At 62.2% G+C, this 12,952-nt stretch carries 11 protein-coding genes; 6 read left to right on the top strand and 5 right to left on the bottom strand.

Annotated elements, in window-relative coordinates; all coding sequences use genetic code 11:
* Positions 1-13: 13 nt before the first annotated feature.
* Entirely contained in the window at positions 14-1,708 is a 1,695-nt protein-coding gene (locus tag ACFPN2_RS13735; protein WP_380597400.1) for an AMP-binding protein, read from the bottom strand.
* Positions 1,709-1,731: 23 nt separating this feature from the next.
* Positions 1,732-2,463 carry an arylesterase gene (locus tag ACFPN2_RS13730; RefSeq protein WP_380597398.1) on the bottom strand — a complete coding sequence of 244 codons (732 nt, stop codon included), beginning with the start codon at positions 2,461-2,463 and terminating at the stop codon, positions 1,732-1,734.
* Here ACFPN2_RS13730 and ACFPN2_RS13725 point away from each other — a divergent pair.
* Together ACFPN2_RS13725 and ACFPN2_RS13720 are read left to right on the top strand one after the other, a co-directional pair.
* A complete protein-coding gene (locus ACFPN2_RS13725; protein WP_380597396.1) occupies positions 2,462-3,139 on the top strand; it encodes an ABC transporter ATP-binding protein in 678 nt (225 codons plus the stop codon). The two genes, ACFPN2_RS13730 and ACFPN2_RS13725, sit on opposite strands and share 2 nt — an antisense overlap.
* Positions 3,136-5,625: an ABC transporter permease gene (locus ACFPN2_RS13720; RefSeq protein ID WP_380597394.1), complete on the top strand. Its 2,490-nt coding sequence runs from the start codon at positions 3,136-3,138 to the stop codon at positions 5,623-5,625. Before ACFPN2_RS13725 ends, ACFPN2_RS13720 begins: the two co-directional genes overlap by 4 nt.
* Here ACFPN2_RS13720 and ACFPN2_RS13715 read toward each other — a convergent pair whose 3' ends face one another.
* Positions 5,626-6,405 carry a hypothetical protein gene (locus tag ACFPN2_RS13715; RefSeq protein ID WP_380597392.1) on the bottom strand — a complete coding sequence of 260 codons (780 nt, stop codon included), beginning with the start codon at positions 6,403-6,405 and terminating at the stop codon, positions 5,626-5,628. It lies immediately after the preceding gene.
* A gap of 117 nt (positions 6,406-6,522) precedes the next feature.
* On the bottom strand, positions 6,523-7,083 hold the full coding sequence (locus ACFPN2_RS13710) for an SRPBCC family protein (RefSeq protein WP_380597390.1): 561 nt from the start codon (positions 7,081-7,083) through the stop codon (positions 6,523-6,525).
* Positions 7,084-7,301: 218 nt separating this feature from the next.
* Here ACFPN2_RS13710 and tagH point away from each other — a divergent pair, with 218 nt between their 5' ends.
* From tagH to ACFPN2_RS13695, 3 genes are read left to right on the top strand one after another with little or no spacing between them, the layout of a single operon-like run.
* Entirely contained in the window at positions 7,302-8,666 is a 1,365-nt protein-coding gene (tagH, locus tag ACFPN2_RS13705) for a type VI secretion system-associated FHA domain protein TagH (RefSeq protein WP_380597388.1), read from the top strand.
* Between the two features lie 5 nt (positions 8,667-8,671).
* A complete protein-coding gene (locus tag ACFPN2_RS13700; protein ID WP_380600122.1) occupies positions 8,672-9,397 on the top strand; it encodes a PP2C family protein-serine/threonine phosphatase in 726 nt (241 codons plus the stop codon).
* Positions 9,398-9,442: 45 nt separating this feature from the next.
* Positions 9,443-10,888 (top strand): serine/threonine-protein kinase, encoded by a 1,446-nt coding sequence (locus ACFPN2_RS13695; protein ID WP_380597387.1) that lies wholly within the window; start codon positions 9,443-9,445, stop codon positions 10,886-10,888.
* Between the two features lies 1 nt (position 10,889).
* On the opposite strand, the gene ACFPN2_RS13690 is transcribed toward ACFPN2_RS13695, so the two are convergent.
* On the bottom strand, positions 10,890-11,132 hold the full coding sequence (locus ACFPN2_RS13690) for a helix-turn-helix domain-containing protein (protein WP_380597385.1): 243 nt from the start codon (positions 11,130-11,132) through the stop codon (positions 10,890-10,892).
* 154 nt (positions 11,133-11,286) lie between these two features.
* Here ACFPN2_RS13690 and proS point away from each other — a divergent pair, with 154 nt between their 5' ends.
* Positions 11,287-12,855, top strand: a complete 1,569-nt coding sequence (gene proS, locus ACFPN2_RS13685) for a proline--tRNA ligase (protein WP_380597383.1) — start codon at positions 11,287-11,289, stop codon at positions 12,853-12,855.
* Positions 12,856-12,952 lie beyond the last annotated feature (97 nt).

The raw sequence follows: 12,952 nt of genomic DNA, 5'->3' as shown, positions 1-12,952 counted from the left end.
GTTGTAGTTCGCGTTAAGCGCTGGGTGCTTCCTTCTTTTTCAACTCATCGCGCAACGCGCGTCGCAGGATCTTGCCGACGTTGGTCTTCGGCAGCTCGGTCCTGAAATACACATGCCGGGGCACCTTGTACCCGGTGAGCTGCTGACGGGAGAAATCGATCAGCTGCTGCTCGGTGAGCGATGGATCTTTCTTCACGACGAACAGCGCGACCACCTCGCCCGAATGCTCGTCGGCTTGAGCGACCGCGGCGACTTCGAGCACGCCGGGGTGTGCGGCGACGACGCTTTCGATCTCGTTCGGATACACGTTGAAGCCGGACACGAGGATCATGTCCTTCTTGCGATCCTCGATGAACACATAGCCTTTGTGATCCAGCCGGCCGATGTCGCCAGTGCGCAGCCAATCGCCGAGCATCACTTTGGCGGTCTCGTCCGGACGGTTCCAATAGCCGCGCATCACCTGCGGCCCGCGGATACAAATCTCGCCAACCTTATCGATGCCCAGATCGTTGCCATCGTCGTCGCGGATGCTGATCTCGGTCGAAGAAATCGGCAGGCCGATGGAGTTGTTGAAGTCCTCGCCGAACGGATTGATACAAGCGGCCGGCGACGTTTCCGTCAAACCCCACGCCTGCGTCAGCACGTTGCCCGTGACCTTCTTCCAATGCTCCGCGACCGGGCGTTGCACCGCCATGCCGCCGCCCAGCGTAATGGCCAGCGCGCTGAAATCGACTTCCGCAAAGCCCGGCGTGTTCAGCAGCGCGTTGAACAACGTGTTCACGCCGCTAATGTAAGTAAACCGATATTTCTTCAGCTCGCCGACGAAGGCCGGGAAGTCGCGCGGATTGACGATGAGAATGTCGTGCGCGCCCAGCTTCACGAACACCAGCCAATTTCCGGTGAGCGCGAAGATGTGATACAGCGGCAGCGCCGTGATGATGGTGTCCTGACCGACACGAGCCGCCGTGCCGATCCACGACTCAGCCTGCATGACGTTCGCGACGATATTCCGATGCGTCAGCATCGCGCCCTTCGCCACGCCCGTCGTGCCACCCGTGTACTGCAGAAACGCGATGTCTTCGAGCGTCAGCGGCACCGGCGTGAATGTTTCAAAGCGGCCGCCTTGCAGCGCCTTGTTGAAGCGCACCGCGTTCGGCAAGTTGTAGCTCGGCACCTGCTTACGCACGTGGCGCACGACCAGATTGGCCAGCACCGACTTGGGAAAATTCAGCTGATCGCCGACGCCGGTAATGATCACGTGCTGGATCTGAGTCTTGGCGATGACATGATCGAGCGTGTGCGCGAAGTTCTCGAAAATGACGATGGCCTTGGCGCCTGAATCGCTGAGCTGATGTTCCAGCTCGCGTGCCGTGTACAGCGGATTGGTGTTGACGACGATCAAGCCAGCGCGCAACGCGCCGTACAGCGCGATCGGATACTGCAGCACGTTCGGCATCATCAGGGCGATGCGATCGCCTTTCTTCAGATGCGCGATGCTTTGCAGATAGGCGGCGAAGTCTCGCGACAGGCGATCGTAGTCGGCGTACGTGATCGTGCGCCCCATGCTGGTGAAGGCCGGCTTGTCGGCGAAACGGGCGCAGGCGCCGTCGATGAGCTCGACCGCCGACGTGTATTGATCGGGATTGATCTGCTCCGGCACCCCCGGCGGATAACTCTTCAGCCAGGGCTTGGAGGATTCGACCGTCATTGGCGCCCCCTGCGCGATTGCGTTCATTGCTTCAGTACCTTGCTCAGTGCCGGCCACAGATTGTCCAGCAATTTGGGTTGTGCCGTGGCATTGGGATGAATGCCATCGGCTTGCATCAGGGTGTCGTCGAGCGCCACGCCGTCCAGAAAGAAATCCACCAGCGGCACGTCGTATTTTTTCGCCAGCTCGCCATACAGCGCATGGAACGAGTTGGCATATTCGGCACCGTAGTTCGGCGGCATGCGCATGCCGACCAGCACGACTTTGGCCTGCGCGGCCTGGCTGGTCTCGATCAGGTATTCGAAGTTGCCGCGCACCTGTTTCAAAGGCAGGCCCCGCAGGCCGTCATTGCCACCCAGCTCAATAATCACCACAGCAGGCTTGTGCAAATCCAGGGCACGAGGCAGGCGGCCGCGCGCACCGCCGGTGGTTTCGCCGCTGATGCTGGCATTGACTACTCGGTACCCGTAACCTTGCTTGGCCAGCCGCTGTTCCAGCAACGCCACCCAGGTGGCATCCACTTTGACGCCATAGCCGGCGCTCAAGCTGTCACCGAGCACCAGGATCTTGCCGGGCGCGGCCGCGGCGTGAACCAAACCGGACGGGGCCAGTCCCAGCCCGAGCAGGACCAACAACGCCAGGCTGAAACCGATCGTGACAGCCCTGCGTAAGTTTCCGCTAAGTTTGCGCTGGCAAACTACGGCGGCCTTCGCCGTACCTGACTTGCCCAACGATCCAGATTCAGATCTCGACATGAGCATTGCGCAACCGGTCCTCAGAGCGGAAAAAATCAGCAAGCAGGTTAGCAGTCCGGAGGGAACGCTGACCATCCTGGCGGCCGTCGATCTAAGCATTCAGGTCGGCGAGACCGTCGCCATCATCGGCGCGTCGGGCGCGGGCAAATCGACGTTGCTGGCGTTGCTCGCCGGGCTGGATGAACCGACTGACGGACGAATCTGGCTGAACGGCTCGGAGCTCACGGCATTGGATGAAGATGGCCGCGCCGCAGTGCGCGCTCAGCACGTGGGGTTCGTGTTCCAAAGCTTTCATCTGGTGCCCTCGCTGACCGCGATCGAGAACGTGATGTTGCCGCTGGAACTGGCCGGAAAATCCGGTGCGCGCGAGGCGGCGGCGGAAGTGCTGGCAAAAGTCGGTTTGACTCCGCGACGCGAACATTATCCGCGCCAACTCTCCGGCGGCGAGCAACAACGAGTCGCGATTGCCCGCGCATTTGTGACGAGGCCCGCGTTGCTGTTCGCGGATGAGCCGACCGGCAATCTCGATTCCGCCACGGGTGAGCGCATCATCGAATTGCTGTTTGAGTTGAACCGCGCTGCGCAGACCACGTTAGTCGTCGTGACTCACGACAACGCAATCGCGCAGCGATGCGGGCGCACGATTCGAATCGACGCCGGCAAGGTCGCCGCATGAAAGCGCTGAGGCTCGCGATTCTCGCACTGGCGCGCGATGGTAAATCGGGCGAGCTGCGAGTGTTGATGTTGGCGCTGCTGGTCGCCGTGTCGGCGCTGACAGCGGTGGGGTTCTTTACCAGCCGCGTGAGTCTCGCGGTCGATCAACAAGCGGGCGAAGTGCTCGCGGCGGATCTGCGACTGCAGTCGCGCTCGGCGCTCGAGCCGGAATATTTTCAGATGGCCAAGGACGCGGGCCTGCAAACCGCCGAGCTGTCCAACTTTCCGAGCGTCGTGTTCAAGGGCGACGACAGCGCGCTGACGGCGATCAGGGCGGTCTCTCCCGAGTATCCACTGCGAGGTCGAGTCAAAGTCGCGGAGGTGCCGTTCGGTCCCGCGCAGGAAGTCACAACGACGCCCGGTCCCGGCGAAGCATGGCTCGAACCGCGCTTGTTCGCGCAACTCGGCGCGAACGTCGGTGACAAGATTCGGGTCGGATCGAGCGAGCTCACAGCCACGAAGGTGCTCGACTATCGGCCCGACCAAGGCTCGCAATTCGTCGATCTCGCGCCGACGTTGCTGATGCGTCTCGAGGATGTGGAAGCCACCGGCCTCGCGCAGGAAGGCAGTCGCATTTCTCATTTCGCGTTGTTCGCCGGTCAGCCGTCAGCCATCGCGGCCTTCAAAGAACGGCTTACTCAAATCAAGAAGCCTGGTCAGCGCATCGTCGACCTGGCCGATGCCAGCCCGCAGATTCGCTCCGCCATCGACCGTGCGAGCCGGTTTCTGAATCTGGCCGCGTTGGTGACCATCCTGCTGGCCGCGATAGCGGTGGCGATCTCGGCTCGGCGTTACGTTTCAAGGCATCTCGATACCGTCGCGCTGATGAAGAGCATGGGCGCGCCTCAGCGCCTCGTGCTGTCCATCAGTGTGCTCGAGTTGTTGATGATCGGTTTGATTGCCGGCGTGATTGGCGCGGTCATCGGTTACGCCGCTCAGGAAGGCATCGCGTATCTGTTGAAAGATCTGGTGCGCAATGAGCTGCCGCGTCCGTCGCTGAGTGCCGGCGGGCTGGGCATTGTCACCTCGGTGCTGATCCTCATCGGCTTTGCGCTGCCGCCGTTGTTACAACTGCGCTTCGTGCCGCCCGCCCGCGTGTTGCGACGGAATCTCGAGCCGCCACCGTTGCGCTATGCCACCGTCTACGGAACCGCGCTCGCCGCGCTGGTCGCACTGCTCGCGTGGCTGGTTCGCGACGCGCAGCTGTTGTTGTATGTATTCGGCGGGACGTTTGTCACGTTCGCAGTGCTGATGCTTGCGGGTTGGTTGCTGGTGCGAGGCCTGAGTGGGCTGCGCGGTAGTGTGGGCGTCTCATGGCGTTATGGGATGGCAAACATCGCCCGTCGCGGCCGGGACAGCGTGATTCAGATCGTCGCCTTCGGTCTGGGCCTGATGGTGCTGTTGCTGCTGGCGGTCGTTCGTAACGATCTGATGCAGGAATGGCGGGCCAGCTTGCCGGAGAACGCGCCCAATCATTTCATGATCAATATTCGTCCGGATCAGACCGCGCAGGTCCGTGACTTCTTCGCCGAGCACGGCATGACGCCGCCGCAACTGGTGCCGATGATTCGCGCCCGGTTGATCAAGATCGATGGCAAGTCGGCCACCGATCTGAAAATTCAAAACGATCGCGGCAAGGACTTCCTGGAACGGGAAGCGAATCTCACCTGGGCCGAGACCATGCAGGACGACAACAAGCTGCTCTCGGGCGAATGGTGGCGTCCGAACGATCGCGGCGGGCCGCGCGTATCCGTCGAGAAAGAGCTGGGCGACGCTCTGGGTCTGAAGCTCGGCGACGAGCTCACTTATGACGTCGCCGGCGAGACCATCACCGCCCGCGTCAGCAGCTTCCGTGAGGTGCAGTGGGATTCGTTCCGTCCGAACTTCTTCATGGTGTTCTCGCCCGGCACACTGAATGACAGCACCGGTACCTACATCACGAGCGTGCATATTCCTCGCGAGCAGCGCCCGGTGTTGATGGACTTCGTGCGCCAGTTTCCCGAGGTGACCGCGATCGATCTCGAAGCGATTCTCACGCAGGTGCGCGGCGTGATGGACAAGGCGTCGTTAGCGGTTCAATACGTGTTTGGATTCACGCTGCTCGCCGGCATCACGGTGCTGCTCGCTGCGATTCAGGCGACGCGCGATGAGCGACGTTACGAGAGCGCGATGTTGCGAACGTTGGGTGCGAGCCGTCGCGTGGTGTTGCAAGGCGTGGCGGCGGAGTTCACCACGTTGGGCATTCTGTCGGGCACGCTGGCGGCGATTGGCGCGACGGCGGCGGGATATTTCCTCGCGACGCGCATCTTCAATCTCGACTACACGTTCGACATCACCGTATGGGCGGTCGGCCTGGTGGCAGGCGCGGTGCTCGTCGGTCTGAGCGGAACATTGGCGACCCGTTCGGTCGTCAATCACCCGCCGGTCGCTACTTTGCGTGGCGGCTGATTACTTCAAACCGAGCATCATCCAGCCGACCTCTTCGGTCTGGCCGCGCCAGTTATAACCTTCGACCTTCACCAGATAATCGCCCGGGCCGAACGCCGATGAGTTCAAGCTGAAGCGGATCTCCTTGTTGGAGTCGCGCATGATGCGTTTGATCTGCATCACCCGAACGCCATCGCTCTTGTCGATGGTGATTTGAAACTGCTGGATCTTGCCGTCGGTGGCGTCGACGCTGATATCCAGCAGTTGCGCCGGATCGAGCCAGCCGAGCGCGAAGGTCGGGCTCGCCGGCTTGCCTTTCACCATCTGCAGTTTGTATCGCTGCACACTGCCCGGCGGCTGCATTTGTGTGCTGGTGAGTTCTTTGTGCGCGCCTTGTAGTTGTTCGGTAAGCGCGCGGGCTTGCAGACCGAAGATCACGGCCGCACCGGCCGCGATCAGCATGCCCAGGCCCAGCGCCAGGACGAGCACGCGACTGGCGGCACCGCCCCCGCTGCTCCGGCGCATTTCTTCCCGAGCTTCTTCGGGATCGAAACCATCGTCGGTTTCTTCCATCACAGCCCGGGTCGAGCTGGAGGGAATGGCGTCGAACACGCCGGTCTCGCTGCCGTCGACCGGCCGGCGCGACAGCCGTGTCTTCAAGCGCACTGGAATGGGCAGCGCCTGCAGGAAGGCCGGGTTATCGAGGCAGAACTTCTCGAAGTCGCGCGCTTCGCGCACGGTCAGATCGCCGGACAGGTAGCGATCCACCACATGCTCGTTTTCGATGTACTTGCGATCCATCCGCGCCGGCCCGATTGCCATAACGCGGCGGAGGTTAACAAAAGCACGTCAGTCGAAATGTCGAGCGAGTCCGCAAAATCCCACAGAAGTGAGATCCAGTACTCACTTTAGTTAGTGTCAGGGCGTCCCTGACTTCGCCGCCGCCTCTTCCGCCACGCACTTTGCGCATTTCGGCCAATAAGGCTTGGCGATGTGGTCCAGGGTCCAGCGGTTGCCCTCGGCGAAGAACTTGCGCATGGCCTGGGACTGCGGCGTGTCGGTGTAACCCAATCCGACGATGCGCACCTGAGTCATGTTGTTACCGGCTGGCGCCAGATAAATGACCGTCCAGGTGCCCGCGATCGCGTCTGGATATTTGAAGTCGGCCGGCGCCTGTTTGATGCGGATCGCCAACATGCGCTCCGGCTCGAACGCCAGGATTTCGTTGACGATGGTATTGGCATCGCCCAGCCGGCCCTTGGCATCGTAGTGCGTGCGGATGGTGCCGCCGATTTTGAAGTCGACATCGGCGTAGGCCACGCCGGTCTGTTTGTAACCTTCGGCGGTCGTGAAGATTCGCCATACCTCGGCCGGCGACGCGTTGATAAATCCCTCGGTGACCTGCGGCTCGGCGGCCGGCGCGGTTTGCGACCACAGCCCTGCCACGCACAGAAGCACAGCGGACAGTCCGCGGGACAAGCTTTGTAACAATCCAGTGCGGCGCGCCGAAACGCTTGTTCTGATTGGGAACTGTGGGCTTTTACTCAACATTCTTGCAGACCTCTGGCCGATACTGCGATGCTTGGTCGGCTGGTGTAATGCCGAACCGGTCAATGCCGGGACGGGGCCGTGGCTTCACGGCACGGATAAATAGTAATTCAATCGACTGGATATCCATCGACTGGCAGTGGGTTCGCATGATTCTCACCCTCGAAGTGACCGGCCCGCAGGCCCAGGCGATGGGCGCCGCCGGTCGCAAGATCTTCAAGGCGCTCGGCGGCACCATCGGGCGCCTGCCGGACAATGACTGGGTGTTCCCCGACCCGTATGTGTCGGGACGTCATGCCTTGATCCGCTACGTCAACGGTAAGTATTTCGTCGAGGACACCAGCACCAACGGTGTCTTCATCAATTCGCCAGACAATCGACTGACACGTGGGCAGCCGCAGCAACTGCGCGATGGCGATCTGCTTTACATCGACGCGTATCAGATCAATGTTTCCATTCAGAACGATGTCACCGAGGACCTGCGGAACGATCCGTTCGCCGTCTTGAAGAACGGCGGGCCCAAGCTGGTCTCGCCGCCGCCCCGTCGTGGCGCCGCGCCGACACAGGCGGCCGCGGAAGATCGAACCGAGAGCTTGCTGGCGAACCGGAACAAGACGGTCCTGCAAGACTCCACGGTCCGGGATGTGACTCGCGACGACGAGGATGAGGAGGAGGAAGAGGACGAGGACGACGGCGATCACGCCACCGAATGGTTCGGCATGGCCGAAGTGGCCGAGCCGAAGAAACCGGCGCCGCCCGCGGCTCCGTCTCGTCCGCGGCCCGAGGTTGTGAAATCCACAGTCGCTATCCCGCCTCGTCCGCAACCGCAACGACCGCCGGCACCGGTGGCAAAAGCGGCTCCGTCGCCGCCGGCGAAAGAGGCTCCCAGCACTCCGGCGCCACGCGCGCGTGCCGAGAGTGGCGATGCTCAATTGAAAGCACTCTTCGATGCGGCCGGCATCGAAGGTCTCGAGCCGAGCGTTGAATCGGCGCGCATGCTTGGTGAGATTTTGCGGATCGCGCTCGGCGGCGTGATGGAAGCGTTGCGAGCCCGCGAGCGCATGAAAGATGATTTGCGCATGCGTGGCACGTCGTTCAAGGCGGCGGCCAACAATCCGTTGAAGTTCTCCGCCAACGTGGACGATGCTTTTCACAATCTGCTGGTGAAGCACAACCCCGCTTATCTGCAGCCGACGGACGCGTTCGAAGATGCGTTCCGCGACGTGCGCGATCATCAGGCGGCGCTGCAGACGGCGATGCGCCTGGCGTTCGAGTCCATGCTGTCGCAGTTCGATCCGCAGCGGATGCAGGAAGAGTTCGACCGGCAGATGAAAGGCTCCATCCTCGGCGTGCCGGGCAAGATGCGGTATTGGGATCTGTTTCGCGACAAGTACGGCGAGCTGAGCAAGGACGCCGAGACCGGCTTCCGTACTTTGTTTGGTGACGCGTTCACGCGCGCCTATGAAGAGCACCTGGAACGGCTGAAGAAATCCAGCCGGCCGGTAGGGCAGTGACATTCATGGATGAAACATTGGTGGAAGAGGACATTCAACCCGTCTACGTCTCCGCAGGCCTGACCGACGTCGGCCGGGTGCGTGCGACCAATCAGGATGCGTTCGTTGAATTGCACGCCGCCGGCGTCTGGTCGGTGGCCGACGGCATGGGCGGCTATCGCGATGGCGATATCGCGAGCCGCATGGTGTGCGAAGGATTGCAGCTGCTGACGGGCGACGGTTCGCTCGATGAAGCGGTCAGTGCCGTGCGCGAGCGTATGAGCGATGTGAATCGTCGTTTGTATGAAGCGTCGGTGCGGCCGATCAATCCCATTGTCAGCGGCAGCACCGTCACGGCCATCGTGGTCCGGCGCACCGAGCTCGCCGTGCTGTGGGCCGGCGACAGCCGTGTGTATCGCTGGCGCCAGGGTCAGCTCACTCAGCTGACTACGGATCACACCTGGGCGGCTGAGCTGAACCTGCAGCATCCCGACGAAGAGGCGGATCACGCCATTACGCGCGCGGTCGGCGGCGAAGCGACGTTGACGCTCGATATCCGGAAGGATCGGGTGCGGCTGGGCGATCGCTATCTGCTGTGCTCCGATGGCCTGACCCGAGAGCTGAACGACGCGCAGATCGCGTCGGCGTTGTCGTCTGACGATGTGAAGATCGCGGCCCGGAAACTGATCGATGCGACGTTGAAAGCGGGTGCGCGTGACAATGTGACGGTCGTCATTGTCGAAGCGACTTGATCGGCATAGGAAGCGGCTGACGTTTGCAATAATGTCGGCGTCCCCATGAAAGGCACGGACGAAGAACAAACCAAGCTACGGCCCGCTGAACCCGACGCCACCCAGCATCGCTCTGGTACGGAGCTGCGCACACTCGTGCGTGCGGAGCCCGACGGGACGCTGGTCCGCCAGCCTCAGGATGACTCGGCCACCGTCGCCGGCACGATCCAGGCCGGCCGCCCGGTTCAAGAGCAGGCCGGTCCGCTCGAGCTCGGCTCCGTCATCAAGCAACGCTTCGTGCTCGAGCACATGCTGGGCAAAGGCGGCATGGGCCTGGTGTTCGGCGCCATCGATCGGCGCAAGCTGGAAGCGCGCGATCCGAATCCGCACGTCGCTTTGAAAGTGCTGAACGCCGACTTCGCGCGGCATCCGCAATCGTTCATGGCTTTGCAACGCGAGGCGCGCAAGGCGCAAACGCTGGCGCATCCGAACGTCGTGACCGTGTTCGACTTCGATCGCGACGGCGACACCGTCTACATGACGATGGAGCTGCTGAAAGGCCGCTCGCTCGACTCGATCGTTCGCGAGGGGCGCGGCAAGGGCAACAGTGCCGAATTCTCGCTGCCCATCATTCGCGGTATCGCCGAGGGTTTGGCGTACGCCCATCGTAAAGGCATCGTTCATTCCGATCTCAAGCCCGGCAACGTCTTCATTGCCGCGGATGGCACGGCGAAGATTCTGGACTTCGGTATCGCGCGTGCCGTCCCGAGCGCGGTCACCGAAGAAAACAAAGATGAATTCGATGCGGGCCAACTCGGCGCGTACACCGAAGCGTATGCGACGGATGAAATGGTCGCCGGCATCGATCCCCATCCCGCCGACGACATGTACGCGCTCGGCATCATCGCGTACGAGTTAGTCACCGGCTTCCACCCGTATCAGCGACACAGCGCGCCCAACGCACGCAAGCTCGACATCAAGCCCGCGCCGCTGAAAGGGCTGAAGCGCAAGCAGGCACGCGCGATCGAAAGCTGTCTGTCGTTCGAACGCAAGGATCGGCCGCAGAACGCGGGCGAGTTCCTGAAAGCATTTCGCGGCGTCACGCGACTGCAAAAAGTCACATTGGCGGCGAGTGCCGTGCTGGCGCTGGCCGCCGGCTATTTCTGGTATCAAAACTATCTGGAAACCAGCCCGGCCATCGCGTTCAGCGAATTGCCGGCGGCGGATCAACAGCAATTCCGCACTGCCATGCAGGAAGGCAACGAAGCGTGGGCGTTCTATGAGCGCGAAGGCTTCGCCGATGCCATCGAAGTGGCATTGGCCAGTTACGCCAAGGCTTACGACATTCACCCTCGCAATCGAGAAGCTGTTGCAGCACTGAATCGTGCGGCGGACGAAGCGTTACGGGTGACGAAAGCAGATCCAGCGCGGCGTCACGAGATCGCGAGCAAGCTGCAGCAGCTCAGCGCCCACTTCGGCAAGTACGCGCCCGTCGTCGACGCGGCGAAATAACTCACGCCCGATACTTGGAGCGCACTTCCCGAATGGTGCGGCTGGCATCCATGTTCAATGCATCCGCGATTGCGATGAACTCGATGACATCGATACGGCGCTCGCCGCCTTCATACTTTGAAATGAAGCTCTGGGGCTTGCCGAGACGATCCGCGAGCTGCTGCTGAGTCAAACCGGCCTTCTCGCGCGCGGCGAGCAGCAACTCGAGCAAGCGGACGTGAGCAGGTGAGCGCAGTGACTTCAAGACGGCGGGCTCCGTATGACGCCCGTGTCTATATTCCGGCGGCCCGGTTATCCCAACTTAGGATACCGGCGCCGGATTTCGTCTGGCCGCGAAAATCTGCTGTAATCGCGCCCTTTCCCGGCGGTATGCCGGTAGCGCACACGAAGTTCCTTACATGAGCAGCAAACCCCAGACCGCCGCCCAGGGCGCCCCGACCGGCAAGGCCGCCAAGACCGCCATCACCCCCACCCGGGATGAAAACTATGCCGAGTGGTATCAGCAGGTTATTCGCGGCGCCGACCTCGCCGAGAACTCGCCGGTGCGCGGCTGCATGGTCATCAAGCCGTGGGGCTACTCGCTGTGGGAGAACATGCAGCGGGTGCTGGACGATATGTTCAAGGCCACCGGCCATCAGAACGCCTACTTCCCGCTGTTCATCCCGTTGTCCTTCCTGCAGAAGGAAGCGGCCCACGTGGAAGGCTTCGCCAAGGAATGCGCCGTGGTCACGCACCACCGCCTGGAAGCCGGCCCGGACGGCAAGCTGCGCCCGACCGGCGAGCTGGAAGAGCCGCTGATCGTCCGCCCCACCTCCGAGACCATCATCGGCGACGCGTTCTCGCGCTGGGTGCAGAGCTATCGCGACCTGCCGCTGCTCATCAATCAGTGGGCCAACGTGGTGCGCTGGGAAATGCGCACGCGCATGTTCCTGCGGACCGCCGAGTTCCTTTGGCAGGAAGGCCACACCGCGCACGCGACCAAGGAAGAAGCGGTCGAAGAGACCATGCGCATGCTCGAGGTGTACGCAACCTTCGCTGAAGAGTGGATGGCCGTACCGGTGGTTCGCGGCGAGAAGACCGCCAGCGAGCGCTTCCCCGGCGCTGAGCAGACCTTCTGTATCGAAGCCATGATGCAGGATCGCAAGGCCCTGCAGGCCGGCACCAGTCACTTCCTCGGCCAGAACTTCGCCAAAGCCAGCGGCATCGAGTTCCTGGATCAGAACGGTCAGCACCAGCATGCCTGGACCACCAGCTGGGGCGTGTCGACCCGTCTGATCGGCGGCCTGCTGATGACTCATTCGGATGACGACGGTCTGGTACTGCCCCCCAAGCTGGCGCCGGTGCAGGTCGTGATCCTGCCGATCTACCGTTCCGATGAGGACAGGGCTCGCGTGATCGAGTATTGCCGCAAGGTCGCCGGCGAGTTACGCGCTCAGCGTTACGTCGATCGTCCGGTGTCCGTCGTGGTCGACGAGCGCGATGAGCGCGGCGGCGACAAGGTGTGGAATTGGATCAAGAAAGGCGTGCCGGTGCGCATCGAAGTCGGTCCTCGTGACCTGGAGAAGGATGCGTTGTTCGTCGGTCGTCGTGACCGCGCGCCCAAGGACAAACAGAGCATCGCGCGCAGTGAGTTCGTGGCGTCGATCGGTGCGACGCTGCAGTCCATTCAAGATGGGTTGTACGAGCGCGCGAAGGCGTATCGCGAGCAGTTCACGAAGCGCATCGATACCAAGGAAGAGTTCTACGAATACTTCACCGCGCCTCGCGTGCCCGAGAACGCCCCGACGCCGATTCACGGCGGCTTCGCCCTGACCCACTTCAGCGGCGACGCCGACGTCGAAGAGCGGATCAAGTCGGAACTGGGCGTGACGGTCCGCTGCATCCCGCTCGAAAAGAGCGAGCCCGGCATCTGCCCGTTCACCGGCAAGCCGAGCCCGCAGCGGGTGGTCTGGGCCAAAGCGTATTGATCTGACTCTGCACACCGGCGCTTCCAGCGAGCGCCGGTGTTTCGGCCGCGCGTGCCCCATTTCGCGGTCGTGACCAATGTTCATCGGCAGGTGCTAG

Origin of the sequence: Steroidobacter flavus, assembly GCF_042651805.1 — a bacterium.
In the GTDB taxonomy this organism is placed as follows: domain Bacteria; phylum Pseudomonadota; class Gammaproteobacteria; order Steroidobacterales; family Steroidobacteraceae; genus Steroidobacter; species Steroidobacter flavus.
Note: the sequence above shows the minus strand (reverse complement) of the source record. Positions and strands in the feature narration are given on the sequence as shown.

Bases quoted from the DNA above. Each gene is read 5' to 3' on its own strand.
- ACFPN2_RS13735 (WP_380597400.1), bottom strand. From the start codon at position 1,708: ATGACGGTCGAATCCTCCAAGCCCTGGCTGAAGAGTTATCCGCCGGGG.
- ACFPN2_RS13725 (WP_380597396.1), top strand. From the start codon at position 2,462: ATGAGCATTGCGCAACCGGTCCTCAGAGCGGAAAAAATCAGCAAGCAG.
- ACFPN2_RS13730 (WP_380597398.1), bottom strand. From the start codon at position 2,463: ATGTCGAGATCTGAATCTGGATCGTTGGGCAAGTCAGGTACGGCGAAG.
- ACFPN2_RS13720 (WP_380597394.1), top strand. From the start codon at position 3,136: ATGAAAGCGCTGAGGCTCGCGATTCTCGCACTGGCGCGCGATGGTAAA.
- ACFPN2_RS13715 (WP_380597392.1), bottom strand. From the start codon at position 6,405: ATGGATCGCAAGTACATCGAAAACGAGCATGTGGTGGATCGCTACCTG.
- tagH (WP_380597388.1), top strand. From the start codon at position 7,302: ATGATTCTCACCCTCGAAGTGACCGGCCCGCAGGCCCAGGCGATGGGC.
- ACFPN2_RS13700 (WP_380600122.1), top strand. From the start codon at position 8,672: ATGGATGAAACATTGGTGGAAGAGGACATTCAACCCGTCTACGTCTCC.
- ACFPN2_RS13695 (WP_380597387.1), top strand. From the start codon at position 9,443: ATGAAAGGCACGGACGAAGAACAAACCAAGCTACGGCCCGCTGAACCC.
- proS (WP_380597383.1), top strand. From the start codon at position 11,287: ATGAGCAGCAAACCCCAGACCGCCGCCCAGGGCGCCCCGACCGGCAAG.